This window comes from Frankia sp. CgMI4 (genome assembly GCF_001756285.1).
Lineage (GTDB): Bacteria > Actinomycetota > Actinomycetes > Frankiales > Frankiaceae > Frankia > Frankia casuarinae.
Genome location: NZ_MAQZ01000114.1, coordinates 138,844 through 153,491, shown reverse-complemented (window position 1 = coordinate 153,491; position 14,648 = coordinate 138,844). Strand labels below are relative to the sequence as shown.

The following is a 14,648-nucleotide window of genomic DNA, read 5'->3' as shown; positions in this document are numbered from 1 at the left end:
TTCCCGAAGAGCTTTTCCCGAAGAGCGTCGTGGTACCCCTGGATCAGGGGCGAAAGCGGTCCGGGTCGGYCGCAGCCCAGTCCGCGGCCCAGTCCGCCGGCGGCTCGACGAGCAGTTCCCCGGGTTCGAGCCACTCGTACAGCTCGGCGTAGCTACGGGTGTCGGTGTGGGTGACCCGGCGCATCAGCATCCCCGGATGCAGCTGTTCGGGACCGGCGCAGCCCAGCGAGGCGATCATCTGTACCGCCTGGGCCACCGCGGCCTGCTGGTAGCGGCGCACCCGCTCGCCCTTRTCCGCGACGTCCACCGCGCGGGCGCGGCGCGGATCCTGGGTGGCCACCCCGACCGGGCAGGTGTTGGTGTGACRGCGTTGCGCCTGGATACAGCCGACCGCCATCATCATCGCGCGGGCCGCGTTGGTGTAGTCGGCGCCCTGGGCGAGCCGTTTGACGATGTCCACCCCGGTGGCAATCTTGCCGCTCACCCCGATCCGGACCTGGTCTCGCAGGCCGACGCCGACGAGTGCGTTGTGCACCGTCATCAGGCCCTCGGTGAGCGGAGTACCGACGTGGTCCTCGTATTCCAGCGGCGCGGCGCCGGTGCCGCCCTCACCTCCGTCGACGACGATGAAGTCGGGGGTGATCCCCTCGGCCAGCATCGCCYGGCAGATCGCGAGCAATTCCCGCCGGGGCCCCATACACAGTTTGAATCCCGTGGGCTTGCCACCCGCGAGCTCCCGCATCCGGGCGATGAACAGCACCAGTTCCCGCGGAGTCGAGAAGACCCGGTGTCCCGGCGGGCTGACACAGGTCACCCCGGCCGGGACACCGCGGGCCCGCGCGATCTCGGCGCTGACCTTCGCCGCGGGCAGGATGCCGCCGAGGCCGGGCTTGGCGCCCTGGCTCAGCTTCAGCTCGACCATCCGGACCGACGGAAGAGCCGCCTTGTCCTTGAACAGCGCCGGGTCGAAGTCGCCGTCCGCCGTGCGAGCACCGAAGTAGCCGCTGCCGATCTCCCAGACGAGGTCGGCGTGGTAGCGCAGGTGATGCTCGGTGAGACCGCCCTCCCCGGTGTCATGGGCGAAACCGCCCGCCGCCGCGCCGCGGTTCATCGCGAGCACGGCGTTGCCCGATAACGCTCCGAAGCTCATCGCCKAGATGTTGAGCAGCGCCATGTCATACGGCTGGGTGCAGTCCGGGCCGCCGATGCGCACCCGGGGCGGCGGGGTGCCTGGCGCAACCGCCAGTGGCACCGTCGAATGCAGCAGGTACTCGTAGCCGACCGCGTTGACATCGCGCTCGGTGCCGAACGCCTGGTCGCTGTGGATGCCCTTCGCGCGTTCGTAGATGCTCGTCCGKATGTCGCGGTCGAACGGGCGGCCGTCGTAGTTGCGTTCGATGAAGTACTGCTGGATCTCCGGCCGGATGGACTCCAGCATGAAGCGGAGGTGGCCGAACACCGGGTAGTTCCGCAGGATTGCGTGCCGGCGTTGCGTGACGTCGTGGACGGCCAGGGCGAGCAGGGCGCCGGACACGGCGGCGGCCCCCCACCAGTCCGCCGACCACCACAGCCCGGCGGCGATTGCCGCCGCCATGAGCCCCGCCAGGGCCGGCAGTATCCCGAACGAGAACATCGCGATCCTTCCCTGCACCGGCCCCGTGCGCAGGCTGTGCGCGGGCCGCGGCCGGCGGAACCCGGCCGATCTGCCTGGACCCGTCGGGTCCGGCGCCTTCGACGCTATACGCCGGACGGTTCACGAGGTGTTCCACGGCCGCGCCGCGGCCGCGGGGACACGCAATGGGCGGGAACTCGCAATGGCGAGCTGGCCGTCGGCGAACAGGGTAACTCCCTGTTCACAACAACTTTCACAGCACTCCGGAATGTCGGCCTCTTTCTCTCGGGCATCGGACCACCGGGGCACCGACGAGGTGCTCGATCCGRGAGAAAGTTTCACCCCAACTTTCCGCAAGGCGGGATCCTTCCTCCACCGCTGTCGTTTCCACTCGAACCTGGATGACTTCAACCAGCCGGTCGCACCTGGGCCGGAGGGCGGCATCCAGGACGCCAACRGCAACTTCGGAACGCCTATGATGGGGGTCATAACCGTGTCGGACAAAAAGCGGTAGACGTCATCAAGCGGTAGACGTCATCGAGGGCCGGCATCATTGAGGTGTGCTGGAAGGAGCGGCACCACATCGTCAACATCCTGGACCGGGATGACGGTCGGCAGCGATGAATCCCGGGTGTCCACGGCCCAGGTGTCGAGACCGATCACCGTCTTCCCGGTCCGGAGCGCGAAGGAGATCTCACTGAGCGTTCCCCAGCTTCCGCCGACGGCGACCAACGCGTCGCTGYCGCGGACGAGCAGGCCGTTGCGCAGCTCGCCCATCCCGGTCGGGAGGCTGACGGTGAGATGGTCGTTTCCCTCGTCCCGGGACAGGCCCGGCAGCAGCCCGATCGTCGTCCCGCCGCATCCGTCCGTCCCGCCGCATCCGTCCGTCCCGCCACACCCGTCGATCCTCCCGCCGGTGAGCCGGTCGGGCGACCGCGCGCCGCATCGGACACGCCGCGCCCTGCACGCTTCGTCACGTTTTATCGAGGCCCGGCGGGATAGTAGAGACCCTGGTGGGCCCGTCGGCCCCACCAGCAGGGCCGACGGGCCGGACGGACGGGTCGGACGAGAGTGGCCGCGCGGGTGGGCCGGGCTAGGCGTCGGGTTGAGGTGTCGGGTGGCGGCCGGTACCCGACGATGACAAGGGTGGGGGTGCAGGTCCGTGGCGAGTAGCGCGGGATTCTTCCCGAGGCGGGTCATATCTGTGACACGCATGCGTAACCGGCCGGCCGTAGCGTAGCCCGCCATGAGCGACGCACGAATCGTGGCCGTCGGCGTCGAGGAGGAATTTCACATCCTCGATCTCACTACCCGTCAGCTCGTTCCCAGGGCCGAGGAGGTCCTCCGTCGACTCGACGGGGACTCGTTCTCTCCAGAGCTATTGAAATCGGTTGTCGAGACGAACAGTCAGCCGACGGCGGATCTGCTGGAGCTGCGGACGAACCTGCTCGATCTGCGGCGGCGACTCGCGGAGGTGACCGGCGAGCTCGGGCTCGGGCCGGCCGCCGCGGGCACCGTGCCGATCGTGGACATGGATCTGCTCGACGTCTCCCGGGACGACCGTTACGAGCAGATGACCGAGGACTACCAGATCGTCGCGCGCGAGCAGCTCATCTGCGGCGCCCAAGTGCACGTCGACGTGGCCGACCGCGACCTCGCGATGGCCGTCGTCGCCTGGACCGCGCCGTGGCTGCCGATGCTRCTGGCGCTCTCGGCCAGCTCGCCGTTCTGGATGGGCGCCGACAGCGGCTACGCGAGCATGCGCACGCTGGTGTGGCAGCGCTGGCCGACCGCGGGGGTCGCCGGGTCCTTCCGGACCGCCRCGGAGTACGACCAGCTCGTGGCAGACCTGATCAAGTCCGGGGTGATCAGCGACCCGGGGATGGTCTACTTCGACGTCCGCCCGTCGGCCCACCTGCCCACCGTCGAGCTGCGCATCTGCGATGCCTGCCCGGACGTCGACAACGTCATCCTTATCGCCGGGCTGTTCCGGGCGCTGGTGTGCCAGGCCATCGAGGAGATCGAGGCCGGCGGCCAGGCCCCGCCGCCACGCGCGGAGCTGCTGCGCGCGGCGACCTGGCGGGCGGCCCGGTCCGGCCTGGAGGGCGACCTTGTCGACATCCTCGGTGCCGGCCCGATACCGGCCCAGGCCATGCTGCGCCGGCTGCTCACCGAGGTCCGCCCGCAGCTCGAACGGTTCGACGACTGGGAGCTCATCGACAACCTGGCCGAACAGGCCGTCGGCCGGGGCAGCTCGGCGCACCGCCAGCGCCGGGCCTTCGCCCGTCGGGGTCTGCTCACCGACGTCGCGGATCTGGTGCTGGCCGAGACCCGCGACGTCCCGCCCGCGGGGGCGGCGGCCGCGCTGGGGAGCGCGCCCGCTGTGTCCGCCTCCGACCAGATCGCGCCGCGGCTGCTCGAGCGCTACCAGCCGACCGGGTACGACGAGATCGTCGACGCCCGCGGCGCGGTCCGTCCCCAGTACCGGGCCGTCATGCGCACCTTGGAACGGCTCGGCCCGGGCATCCTCGACGAACGGGTCGGGACGCGCGAGGCCGAGCAGAACGACCGGGGGATCGTCTTCCGGGCCTCGGGGGACTCCGCCAGCCGTCCCTTTCCGTTCGACCTGGTCCCGCGGATCATCRCCGCCGACGACTGGACGACCCTGACGACCGGGCTGAGCCAGCGGGTCCGGGCCCTGGAGGCGTTCCTGCACGACATCTACGGCGAGCGGGCGGCCGTCGCCGACGGGATCGTGCCGGCCTGGGTGGTCAACGATGCGCCGAGCCTGCGCCACGGCGGTCGCGCCGTCGGCCCGGACGCCATCCGGGTGACCGTCGCCGGCATCGACCTGGTCCGCGGCGGCGACGGCGGCTGGCTGGTGCTGGAGGACAACCTGCGCGTGCCGTCCGGTATCGCCTACGCCATGGAAGGCCGGCGGCTCGCCGAGTCGGTGCTGCCGGAGCTCGGTCCGCCGGCCGGCATCCTGCGACTGGACGGCATACCCGCCCTGCTGCACGAGGCGCTGGTCGCGGCGGCCCCGGCGGCGGCGACGGGGGACCCGGCGGTGGCCGTGCTKACCGGCGGGAAGACCGACGCGGCGTACTTCGAGCATTCCCTGCTCGCCGAGAAGATGGGCGTCGCGCTGGTGGAACCGGCGGATCTGCTGGTCGACGACAACGACGTCGTCTACCGGATCGACGGCTCCCGGCGGTGCCGCGTCGACGTCCTCTACCGCCGGATGGACGAGGACGACCTGTTCGGCGCCCTCGGAGCCGCCGGCACCCCGCTGGGGCTCCCGCTGCTGCGCGCGATCCGGGCCCGCCGGGTCGGCATAGCGAACGCTCTGGGTAACGGGGTGGGTGACGACAAGGTCGTCTACGCCTACGTCCCGCGGATGGTCACCTACTACCTGGGCGAGCAGCCGGTGCTCGATGACGTGCCGACCTATGTCTGCGGCGACCCGGAGCAGTGTGAACACGTGCTGGACAACCTCGATCAACTGGTGGTGAAACCGGTCGACGGGTACGGCGGGTCCGGCGTGGTCATCGGGYCGCACGCCGAGCCCTACCGGCTTACCGAGGTCCGCGAGCGGATCCTGGCCAATCCCCGGCAGTGGATCGGCCAGGAACTGGTGTCGCTGTCGACCCATCCGACCTGGCATGACAGCCATCTCGAACCCTGCGCGGTAGATCTGCGGGTCTTTGTCTACGCCGGGCGGGAGCCGCGGGTGGTGCCCGCGGCGCTCAGCCGGGTGGCGCCTCCCGGCAGTCTGATCGTCAACTCCTCGCAGGGCGGGGGATCCAAGGACACCTGGATTCCCCGCCGTTAGCCGGTGATTCCCCGCCGTCAACCGTTCCGTGGCCGATACTCTCCGTAGTCGGATCCAGGGTGGCCCGGTCTTCCGTCGCGGGATGCGCTGCGGTTCCGTGCGGGATGCGCTGCGGTTCCGTGCGGGTTGGCGACCGAGGGAGTTGGCAACATCGCGGACACTGTTGTGAAATCTCCGTCCTCGAAAGTGAGGTCGTAGTCAACGGCTGCGGTACCGGGAAGGAAGCCTCGGGGAATGGATCTCGCCTGACCTCATCGATCGACGGGAGCGCACATGTGCGGGCTGAGTGGCGAGCTGAGATTCGACGGCCGGGGAGCGAACGTCGACGCGGTGGTGCGGATGACCGCGACGATGGTGCCGCGGGGCCCGGAYGGCGTGGGAGTATGGTCCGCCGGCCCGGTCGCGTTCGGGCACCGTCGCCTGAAGATCATCGATTTGTCCGAGTGCGGTGCCCAGCCCATGGTGGACAACGAACTCGGCCTGACCACGGTGTTCAACGGGTGCATCTACAATTATCAGGAGCTGCGTGACGAGCTGATCGCKGCCGGCTACCGCTTCTTCTCCACCTCCGACACGGAGGTGATCGGCAAGGCGTACCACCGGTGGGGGAGACGCTGCGTCGACCACTTCGCCGGGATGTTCGCCTTCGCCATCGCCGAGCGGGACAGCGKACGGCTGATCCTCGCCCGGGACCGGCTCGGCATCAAGCCGCTCTACCTCACCGGGAACAGCGAGCGCCTGCGGTTCGCCTCCACCCTGCCGGCCCTGCTCGCCGSCGGCGGCGTCTCCTCCGACATCGACCTGGTCGCCTTTCACCACTACCTGTCGTTCCACTCCGTGGTGCCCGCACCGCACACGATTCTGGCCGGGGTGCGCAAGCTGCCCGCGGCGACCGTGCGGGTGGTGGAGCCGGACGGCACCTCGACCGACGACCTGTACTGGCGTCCCAGCTTCACCCGCGATCCCGCGCACGCGGACTGGACCGCCCGTGACTGGCAGGACGCGATCGCCGAGCGGCTGYGCCTCGCGGTGCGCCGCCGGATGGTCGCCGATGTCCCGGTCGGCGTGTTGCTGTCCGGTGGRCTGGACTCCAGTCTGATCGTCGCGCTGCTCGCCGAGGCGGGGCAGAAGGATCTCGCGACCTTCAGTGTCGGGTTCGAGGCCGTCGGCGGCGAGCCCGGCGACGAGTTCGTCTACTCCGACGTCATCGCCCGGTACTTCGACACCGACCACCATCAGATCCGGGTGCCGGGGACGAGGCTGCTGCCCGCCGTCGACGCGGCCGTCGCCGCGATGAGCGAGCCGATGGTCAGCCACGACTGCGTGGCCTTCTACCTGCTCTCCCAGGAGGTCTCCCGGCACGTCAAGGTCGTGCAGTCGGGGCAGGGCGCCGACGAGGTCTTCGCCGGGTATTCCTGGTATCCGCCGCTGGCGGGTGTTGGGCGGACCGACGCCGTCGACGCCTACCTGCGGGTCTTCGCCGACCGACCGCACCGGGACCTGCCCGCGATGGTGGAGCCGCACCATCTCATCGAGGCCGATGCCAGCCGGCACTTCGTCGCCTCCCACTTCGCCCGGCCGGGCGCCGAAACCGCCGTTGACGCCGCGCTGCGCATCGACTCGACGATCATGCTCGTTGACGACCCCGTGAAACGGGTCGACAACATGACGATGGCCGCGGGGCTTGAGGCCCGCACCCCGTTCCTCGACCACGAGTTGGTCGAGCTCGCCGCAGCCTGCCCGCCGGAGCTGAAGCTCGCCTCCGGCGGCAAGGGTGTGCTCAAGAACATCGGCCGCCCGCTGATGCCGGTCGACGTCATCGACCGACCCAAGGGGTACTTCCCGGTGCCGGCGATCCRCCATCTCGACGGGCCGTTCCTGGACCGGGTGCGCGAGGCGCTCACCGATCCGGCGGCGAAGGCGCGGGGTCTGTTCCGGCCGGTGTGGGTCCAGACGATGCTCGCCGCCMCGAACGACAACCGCACGGCGCTCGGCGCGAACGCCCTGTGGCAGGCCGCGCTGCTCGAGATGTGGCTCCAGACCCACACGGTCGCATGATCTACGTACATCGCACGACMCACGTACATCGCACGACCCACGTACATCGCACGACCGAGTCGCATGATCCCTTGGAGTGACATGATCCGACCCGCGGTGGTGGCGCAGCCGGTGGTGGGACGGCCGGTGGTGGGACGGCCGGTGGTGGCGCACACCGTCGACTCCGGGCGTCCCGGCGATCTGTCCGACGCCTGGGTCGCGGCGGCGAGCTGTCGCGCACCGAGTACCGGCCCGCATGGTCGGCTCGCCTTCGTCGGCGATCGCGGCGGCGCCCCCGCGCTGTGGATCCGGGACCCGGATGGCCGGGAGCGCCCGGTTGACACCGGCCCCGGTCATGTCCGGGCGGTCCTGTGGTCGCCGACCGACGACCGGATCGCCGTCCACGTCGCGCCGGGCGGCGGGGAGCTCACCGAGGTCCGGACCGTCCGGGCGGACGGCGGTGACCTGCGCCACCTGGCCGGCGGCGGGAGGCGGGCCGCCACCCCAGCCCGCTGGACCGACGACGGCCACGGCCTCGTCGTGACCGAGTCCGACCGCTCCGATCCGTCCGGCCGCACCGCCGCGGTGCTGATCGACTCCGACGGGCGACGGACCCGCCTCGCCGCCGGAGTGGCGCTGCAGGTGTGCGACGTCGTCGTTCTCCCCGACCCCGCGCCGGACGGGACGGGGAGCGGCGGTCCGGGGCGGGGCCCGGCCGGTGGCGGGTACCGCCTGCTGCTGCGGGAGGGCCCCCGTGGCGTCCGGCGGGTGCTCGTGGTCGACACCATGATCGCAGCCAGGGAGGGGATCGCAGCCAGGGAGGGGATCGCAGCCAGGGAGGGGATCGCAGCCAGGGAGGGGATCGCAGCCAGGGAGGGGATCGCAGCCAGGGAGGGGATCGGCGGGTCATGGCAGGTGCCCGGCGGGACGGCGACCACCGTGACCGGTCGGTTCGTCGCCGACGGCCGTCGCCTGCTGCTGCTGTGCGACATCGGGCGGGACCGGGCCGCGTTGTTCGACGTCCCCGTCGACCCCACGGGCGATCCGACCGGCGGGCCGCGGGTCCTCGCCGCCCGGGATGACGCCGATCTGGAGCGGTTCGCCCTGCTCGATCCGGATCGGGCGGTCGTCGTCTGGAACGTGGGCGGGCGCAGCGAGCTCGCGCTGGTCGATCTGCCCACCGGACGGTCACTGACGCTGCCGCCGCTTCCCCGCGACGTCGTCACCGGCGTGCTCGTCCGGCCCGGGGGGCGGGAGCTCGTGCTTGCCCTGGATGGTGCCACCAGGCCGGGGGAGATCTGGACCTGGGATCTCACCGCGCCATCCGCCGGCTACCGTCGGCTGATCTCGCACGCTCCCGTCGAGGCAGTGACCATCCCGGGACCGCGGGTCGTCCTGAACATCGACGTTGACGGCCTGGGATCCGACAGCCCGGGGCCATCCGGGCCATCCGGGCCATCCATGCCATCCGGGCTATCCGCGCCGGCGCGTGTACCCGGGATCCCCGGGCCCCGCACCGGTGACCACCCGCGGCTGGTCCGTCCGGTGCCGTGCGCCCTGCCGGCCCACGACGGCCGGGAACTGTCCGGTTGGTGGTACCGCCCGCACGGCCCGCGAGGACCGGTCCCGACCCTGCTCCACCTGCACGGCGGCCCGGAGGCGCAGGAGCGTCCCGTCTACAACCCGCTGTTCCAGGCCGTGCTCGCCCGGGGGATCGCGGTGTTCGCGCCGAACGTGCGCGGCTCCACCGGATTCGGCCGGTCGTTCGAGGAGGCCGATCACACCCATCGTCGGTTCGGCGGCATCGCCGACGTCCGCAGCTGCGTGGCGCATCTGGTCGCGACGGGCCTGGCTGACCCGGACCGGATCGGCGTCGCCGGCCGCTCCTACGGCGGCTATCTGACGCTGGCGGCGATGGTCCACTTCCCGGAGCTGTTCCGGGTCGGGGTAGACGTCTGCGGGATGGTTGATCTGGAGAGCTTCTATCAGTACACCGAGCCGTGGATCGCCGCGTCCGCGGTCACCAAGTACGGTGATCCACGCACCGAGCCGGCGTTGCTGCGGGCGCTGTCCCCGCTGCACCGGATGAGCGCCCTCGCCGCGCCGTTGCTCGTCGTGCATGGGGAGAACGACACCAACGTCCCGGTGATCGAGGCGGAGCAGACGGTCGCCGCGGCCCTCGCTCGCGGCGTCGACTGCCGTTACCTGCTCTTTCCCGGCGAGGGGCACGAGATCGCGGATCTGCGCCACCGCAGGTCGTTCGTCCGAGCGGTCGTCGACTGGCTGACCCCCCGGCTGCTGACCCCCTGACCCCCTGACCCCCTTGTCCCCTTGCCCCCCCTGACCCCCTGTCCCCTGACCGCCGGACGGCTGACGGCCGGGGGAGGGACTGCGGAGGGACCTCAGAGTCGGCGGGTGAAGTGGAAGGCCGCGATCGTGAAGCCGGTTCGCAGGTAGAGCCGGTGCGCCTCGTAGCGGTGGGTGCCGGCGTCGAGATGGATATGTTCGCAGCCGAGCCGGCGCGCCTCCCGTTCACTCCAGGCGAGCAGCCGGGTGGCGTGCCCCCGCCCCCGCGCCGCCAGGATCGTGGACAGATCGTCGATGACCAGATGCCGCCCGTAGGCGAGCGAGGTCACCTGCCGGAATCCGACCGCCGCGACCACCCGTCCCAGCTCCCCGTCCCATGACGCGACCAGGCGGTAGCCCTCGGGGCGCTGGACCTCGTTGACGAGCTTGACGAACCCGGTGGAGGTCAGGTGCGGCCGAAGCTGCCGCATGGGGTCGAACGCCAGCCAGGTACGATCCGCCTCCAGCTCCTCGATCTTCACATACCGTATTCTTGCAGCTTCACCAGGTGAGCCGACGTCCCCCGGACGGGTAGAGCGCTCAGAACCAGCCGCGGCGGCGGCCCAGGTGCTCCAGCTGCTGGTGGAGCAGCCCGGCGAGCTGGTGCCGGTCGGTGTCGTGGTGGCCGAGCCGGAACCGGCTGAGCTCGTCGCCGCCGGAGGACAGCAGCCCACCGCGGCGGTCGGCCTCCAGGACGACGTCCACCCCGGAGCCGTCGACGAGGAAGGTGACCTCCAGTTCGGAGATGCGCCGGGCGTACTCGCCCGACGGCTTCAGCTCGATCTCCTGGTAGAAGGGCAGGTCRGAGCCGTGTAGGCGGCCCTTCTCGACGTCGGCGGACTTGAAGTGGAAGCCGAGGTCACCGAGGGCGGCGAGCACCGCCTCCTGGACGGGCAGCGGGTGCACGTTCACCGCGTCGAGGTCACCCGGGTCCACCGCCCCGGGGATGGCCAGCTTGGTCCGCACCCCGATCTTCATCCCGTGCAGATGCCACCCGCCGATGTCGGTGATCGGGGTCTGCCACGGCACGGGCAGCTCGAAGCGGCCGCTGATCTGCTGCTCCGGGTGGATAGTGAAGYCGCCACCGATCTGCTGGGTACCGAAGGTGACCTGCTCGTGCCAGGTCGAGTCGTCGGTCTCGACCTCGACGGTCGCCTCGAGCGCGACGAGGACCTTCTCGATCTTCTGCTCGACCTTGCCGCCGGTGACGGTGGTCAGACCGGTCACGACCTGGCCCGGCAGGGTTTCCGGACGGTCCAGCACGGTCTCGACCGCGGCCCCGCCCACGCCGAGCCGCGACATGAACCGCTTCATCCCCATGGTGTGCCCGTCCTCCGCTTCCGTTCTCGTGTGTGCGCAGKACACGTTCTCACATCCGCCTGACGACCGGACCGCCGGAACGGCTCCCGGGTCGGCAGGGTGACAGCGGGCGGGGCGGGTGACAGCGGGCGGAGCGTGTCAACGGGCGGAGCGTGTCAACGGGCTGGTGACGCGGATGGGGTACGGCGTCCGGCTTCGGGGCGAACCGGTACCATTCCGCTTCGTGACCTGCATCGTCGGGGTACAGCAGGACGGCCGGGTCGTGATCGGTGGGGACAGCGCCGGTGTCGCTGGCTGGTCTATCACTGTCCGTGCGGATACCAAGGTGTTTCGTAACAGTGAGTTCATTATGGGGTTCACTGATTCGTTCCGGATGGGCCAGCTGCTCCGCTACAGCCTCGTGCCCCCGGTCCCGCAGGACTGGGATCTCGATCGGTTCATGGCGACGGACTTCATCGCGGTGGTCCGGGACTGCCTGCGTGACGGCGGCTTCGCCCGCAACGACTCCGGCAATGAGAGCGGCGGGCTGTTCCTGGTCGGCCTCCGCGGACACCTCTACCGCATCGACTCGGACTACCAGATCGGCCGCAGCGCGGACAACTACTATGCGGTCGGCAGCGGCGACGAGTACGCCTGCGGCTCGCTGCACAGCACCCGGGGCCTCGACCCGAAACAGCGGGTCCGGATGGCGCTGGAGGCCGCGGCCCACCACTCGACCGGGGTGTGCCCGCCGTTCCACATCATCTCCTCCGACGACATCTCCTCCGACGACGTGACCACCTACGACGCCTCGGACTGACCGGGCGCCTCGGACTGACCGGGCGCCTCGGACTGGCCGGGCGCCTCGGACTGGCCGGACAGCGGTCAGCGGTGGAGCCGTTCCGCGGCCAGCGCGGCGAAGGCCGACGTGCCGGCGAGCGGTTCGAAGCGTTGCGCGGCTGCGGTCAACGTGCCGTACTCGTCCTCGGTGAGCGTGATGTCGGCCGCGGCGGCGTTGTTCTCCACCTGGGCGACGCTGGACGCCCCCGGGATCGCGACGACCGACGGATGATGGATCGCCCAGGCCAGCGCGATCTGGGCGGGGGTGGCGTCGTGCGTGGCGGCGACCTCGCGTAGGACGTCGAGCAGCGGGGTGGCGCGGGCCAGATTCTCGGTGAGGAACAGCGGGTTTATCGCGCGGATCCGCCCGGTCGGGCGGTTCGTGACGTCGTAGCGGCCCGAGAGCAGCCCCTGGCTCAGCGGGCTCCAGGCGATCACGATCCGGGACTCCCGGGCGGCGAACGCCAGCAGCTCCTCGCCCCGCCTGCGCCGAACCAGGCTGTACTCGACCTGGTTGGACAGGATGGGCGCGCCGAGCGCCGCCTCGGCGTCCTGCCAGCGGGTCAGCGAGTAGTTGCTGACCCCGACGTCCCCGACGAGGCCGACGGCGCGCAGCGCCGCCATCCCGCGCATCGTCTGGCCGTCCCTGATCACCGGATTGGGCTGGTGGACCTGATACAGGTCGATGCGGTGCACCCCGAGCCRGTTCGCGCTCGCGACCGCCCGCTGCTCGACGATCGGAGCCAGCGGGAGCACGGGGAACACCTTCGTCGCCACGTACGCCCGGTCCAGCGCGTCCGGGATCCCGGCCAGCGCCGAGCCGAGGATGCGTTCGCTGCGTCCCATCCCGTAGATCTCGGCGGAGTCGAACAGCGTCACCCCGAGTTCGAGGGCCCGGCGCACGATGCGCCCGGCCTCGGTGTCGGCGTAGCTCGCCCCGTACCCCCACTCCCTGGACCCGAACTGCCAGGTTCCGAGGCCGATCTTGGATATCTTCTTACCGCTGGCTGTCGTGATGCCCTCGACGTAGCGCATCTGTCCAGTGAACGCCCGACCATGTCGGAGCGCGAGAGGAGCCTCACMGGTAGCCGCTCCGATGCCGGTGTCGTCGTCGAATCGTCCTGTCCGCGAATCGTCTTGTCCGGGGATCGACAGCGTTCCCGGCGCCGACGTGTTCGGCTGTACTCTCCGGCAGCTGCTAGGTTGCCGGCAGTCCGGTTCGTGCGGATGCGGGCGGGTGCTGGCTGGCCGGTTGGGCACGGTAACGCCGGTAGGTCATGGTTGCGCCGGTCCGGCACGGAATGCCAGGTGGAGGGAGCGTGTTGGTCACCCAGTTCAGTCGAGGGCAGAAGGCGCAGCTGTCGACGATCACCCCGGGCACCGACCTGTACGTCGGGATCCAGATCAATGCGCCGGGGGAGTGGGACATCTCCTGCTTCGGCCTGGACGGCGCCGATCGCCTCACCGACGACCGCTACTTCGTCTTCTTCAACCAGCCGGCGTCGCCGGAGAAGTCCATCCAGCTCCTCGGGCCGCAGGCCGGCGACAGTCAGGCGTTCCGGGTCACCCTCGACCAGGTGCCCGCCTCGATCGGCCGGCTGTCGTTCTGCGCCGCCCTCGACGGTGCCGGTAGCGCCTCGGCTATCTCGTCGGGGTACCTGCGGGTCGTCGTCGCGGGAACCGAGGTGCTGCGCTACTCCTTCACCGGCGCCGACTTCACCAGCGAGCGCGCCGTGATGATCGCCGACATCTACCGCAAGGGTGTGTGGCGGATCGCCGCCGTGGGCCAGGGGTTCCAGGGGGGATTGGCCGAGCTCATCCGCTCTTACGGCGGTGAGGTCGCCGACGAGGCGCCGCAGCCGGCCCCCGCTCCCGGTTTCGGCGCTCCCGGTTTCGGCGCTCCGCTCGCTGCACCGCCGCCCATGGGCTTCGCGGGTGGGATGCCCGCCACCGGCATGCCGGGTGGGATGCCGCCGACCGGCGCGTTCGGCGGACCCGAGATCCTGCCGTCGCAGGCGCGACCCACCCTGCCCGGGGCGATGAACAGCCTGGATCCCTACCGTGAGGTGCCGACCGCCGGTCGGTGGACCCAGCAGAACGGCAAGCTGGTCAAGGTCACCCTCGGTCCGGACGCGTTGGCGCTGCGCGGGTCGATGGTCGCCTACCAGGGCAGCGTCGAGTTCGACTACAAGAGCAGCGGGCTGCGCGGTCTCATCGAGGGCAAGCTGACCGGCCAGAGCCTCAAGCTGATGACCTGCAAGGGCTCGGGTGAGGTCTTCCTTGCCCAGGACGCCGCGGACCTGCACATCGTCGAGCTCGGCAGCTCCTCCCTCTGCGTCAACGCGAAGAACCTGCTGGCGATGGACGCCACCGTGCGCACCGAGGTGCGTCGGATCGAGAGCCCCGGCATCCCCGGCGGGGGGTTCTTCCACTTCGAGGTCTCCGGGCCGGGTTCGGTGGTCGTCATGACCAAGGGGTCTCCGATGACCCTCACCGTGCAGGGCCCGACCTTCGCGGACATGAACGCCCTCGTCGCCTGGACCACCGGCATGCGGGTCAGCGTGTCCACTCAGGTCCGGATCTCCCGGCAGATCTACGCCGGCGGTAGCGGCGAGGCACTGGCTCTGCAGTTCATGGGGTTCGCGGGGCACTTCATCGTCGTCCAGCCGTACGAGGTCTGAG

The 14,648-nt window shown here is 70.5% G+C and carries 10 protein-coding genes; 5 read left to right on the top strand and 5 right to left on the bottom strand.

Annotated elements, in window-relative coordinates; all coding sequences use genetic code 11:
• Positions 1-43: 43 nt before the first annotated feature.
• Both Manayef4_RS19625 and Manayef4_RS19615 read right to left on the bottom strand, forming a co-directional pair.
• Positions 44-1,633: an FMN-binding glutamate synthase family protein gene (locus Manayef4_RS19625; protein WP_070132746.1), complete on the bottom strand. Its 1,590-nt coding sequence runs from the start codon at positions 1,631-1,633 to the stop codon at positions 44-46.
• A gap of 513 nt (positions 1,634-2,146) precedes the next feature.
• Positions 2,147-2,812, bottom strand: coding sequence for a hypothetical protein (locus Manayef4_RS19615; protein ID WP_254665756.1), 666 nt, complete (start codon positions 2,810-2,812; stop codon positions 2,147-2,149).
• A 46-nt stretch (positions 2,813-2,858) separates the two neighbouring features.
• Between Manayef4_RS19615 and Manayef4_RS19610 the strand changes: the two genes are divergently transcribed.
• The 3 genes from Manayef4_RS19610 (at position 2,859) to Manayef4_RS19600 (ending at position 9,791) form a co-directional block, all read left to right on the top strand.
• Positions 2,859-5,444 (top strand): carboxylate--amine ligase/circularly permuted type 2 ATP-grasp protein, encoded by a 2,586-nt coding sequence (locus Manayef4_RS19610; protein ID WP_070132742.1) that lies wholly within the window; start codon positions 2,859-2,861, stop codon positions 5,442-5,444.
• Positions 5,445-5,717: 273 nt separating this feature from the next.
• Positions 5,718-7,502, top strand: coding sequence for an N-acetylglutaminylglutamine amidotransferase (locus tag Manayef4_RS19605; protein ID WP_070132740.1), 1,785 nt, complete (start codon positions 5,718-5,720; stop codon positions 7,500-7,502).
• A gap of 81 nt (positions 7,503-7,583) precedes the next feature.
• Positions 7,584-9,791 (top strand): prolyl oligopeptidase family serine peptidase, encoded by a 2,208-nt coding sequence (locus Manayef4_RS19600; protein WP_011437296.1) that lies wholly within the window; start codon positions 7,584-7,586, stop codon positions 9,789-9,791.
• Between the two features lie 92 nt (positions 9,792-9,883).
• Here the strand turns inward: Manayef4_RS19600 and Manayef4_RS19595 are convergent, their stop codons facing one another.
• Together Manayef4_RS19595 and Manayef4_RS19590 are read right to left on the bottom strand one after the other, a co-directional pair.
• Positions 9,884-10,309 carry a GNAT family N-acetyltransferase gene (locus Manayef4_RS19595; RefSeq protein ID WP_011437295.1) on the bottom strand — a complete coding sequence of 142 codons (426 nt, stop codon included), beginning with the start codon at positions 10,307-10,309 and terminating at the stop codon, positions 9,884-9,886.
• A gap of 58 nt (positions 10,310-10,367) precedes the next feature.
• Positions 10,368-11,147 (bottom strand): sporulation protein, encoded by a 780-nt coding sequence (locus Manayef4_RS19590; protein ID WP_070132738.1) that lies wholly within the window; start codon positions 11,145-11,147, stop codon positions 10,368-10,370.
• A gap of 223 nt (positions 11,148-11,370) precedes the next feature.
• On the opposite strand from Manayef4_RS19590, the gene Manayef4_RS19585 reads away from it, so the two are divergent.
• Entirely contained in the window at positions 11,371-11,946 is a 576-nt protein-coding gene (locus tag Manayef4_RS19585; protein WP_035733167.1) for a hypothetical protein, read from the top strand.
• A 65-nt stretch (positions 11,947-12,011) separates the two neighbouring features.
• Here Manayef4_RS19585 and Manayef4_RS19580 read toward each other — a convergent pair whose 3' ends face one another.
• Entirely contained in the window at positions 12,012-13,001 is a 990-nt protein-coding gene (locus tag Manayef4_RS19580; RefSeq protein ID WP_070132737.1) for an aldo/keto reductase, read from the bottom strand.
• A 287-nt stretch (positions 13,002-13,288) separates the two neighbouring features.
• Between Manayef4_RS19580 and Manayef4_RS19575 the strand changes: the two genes are divergently transcribed.
• Positions 13,289-14,647 (top strand): TerD family protein, encoded by a 1,359-nt coding sequence (locus Manayef4_RS19575; protein WP_035912209.1) that lies wholly within the window; start codon positions 13,289-13,291, stop codon positions 14,645-14,647.
• The last annotated feature ends 1 nt before the right edge of the window (position 14,648 follow it).

Coding starts and splice junctions, on each gene's coding strand:
- Manayef4_RS19600 (WP_011437296.1), top strand. CDS start 7,584: ATGATCCGACCCGCGGTGGTGGCGCAGCCGGTGGTGGGACGGCCGGTG.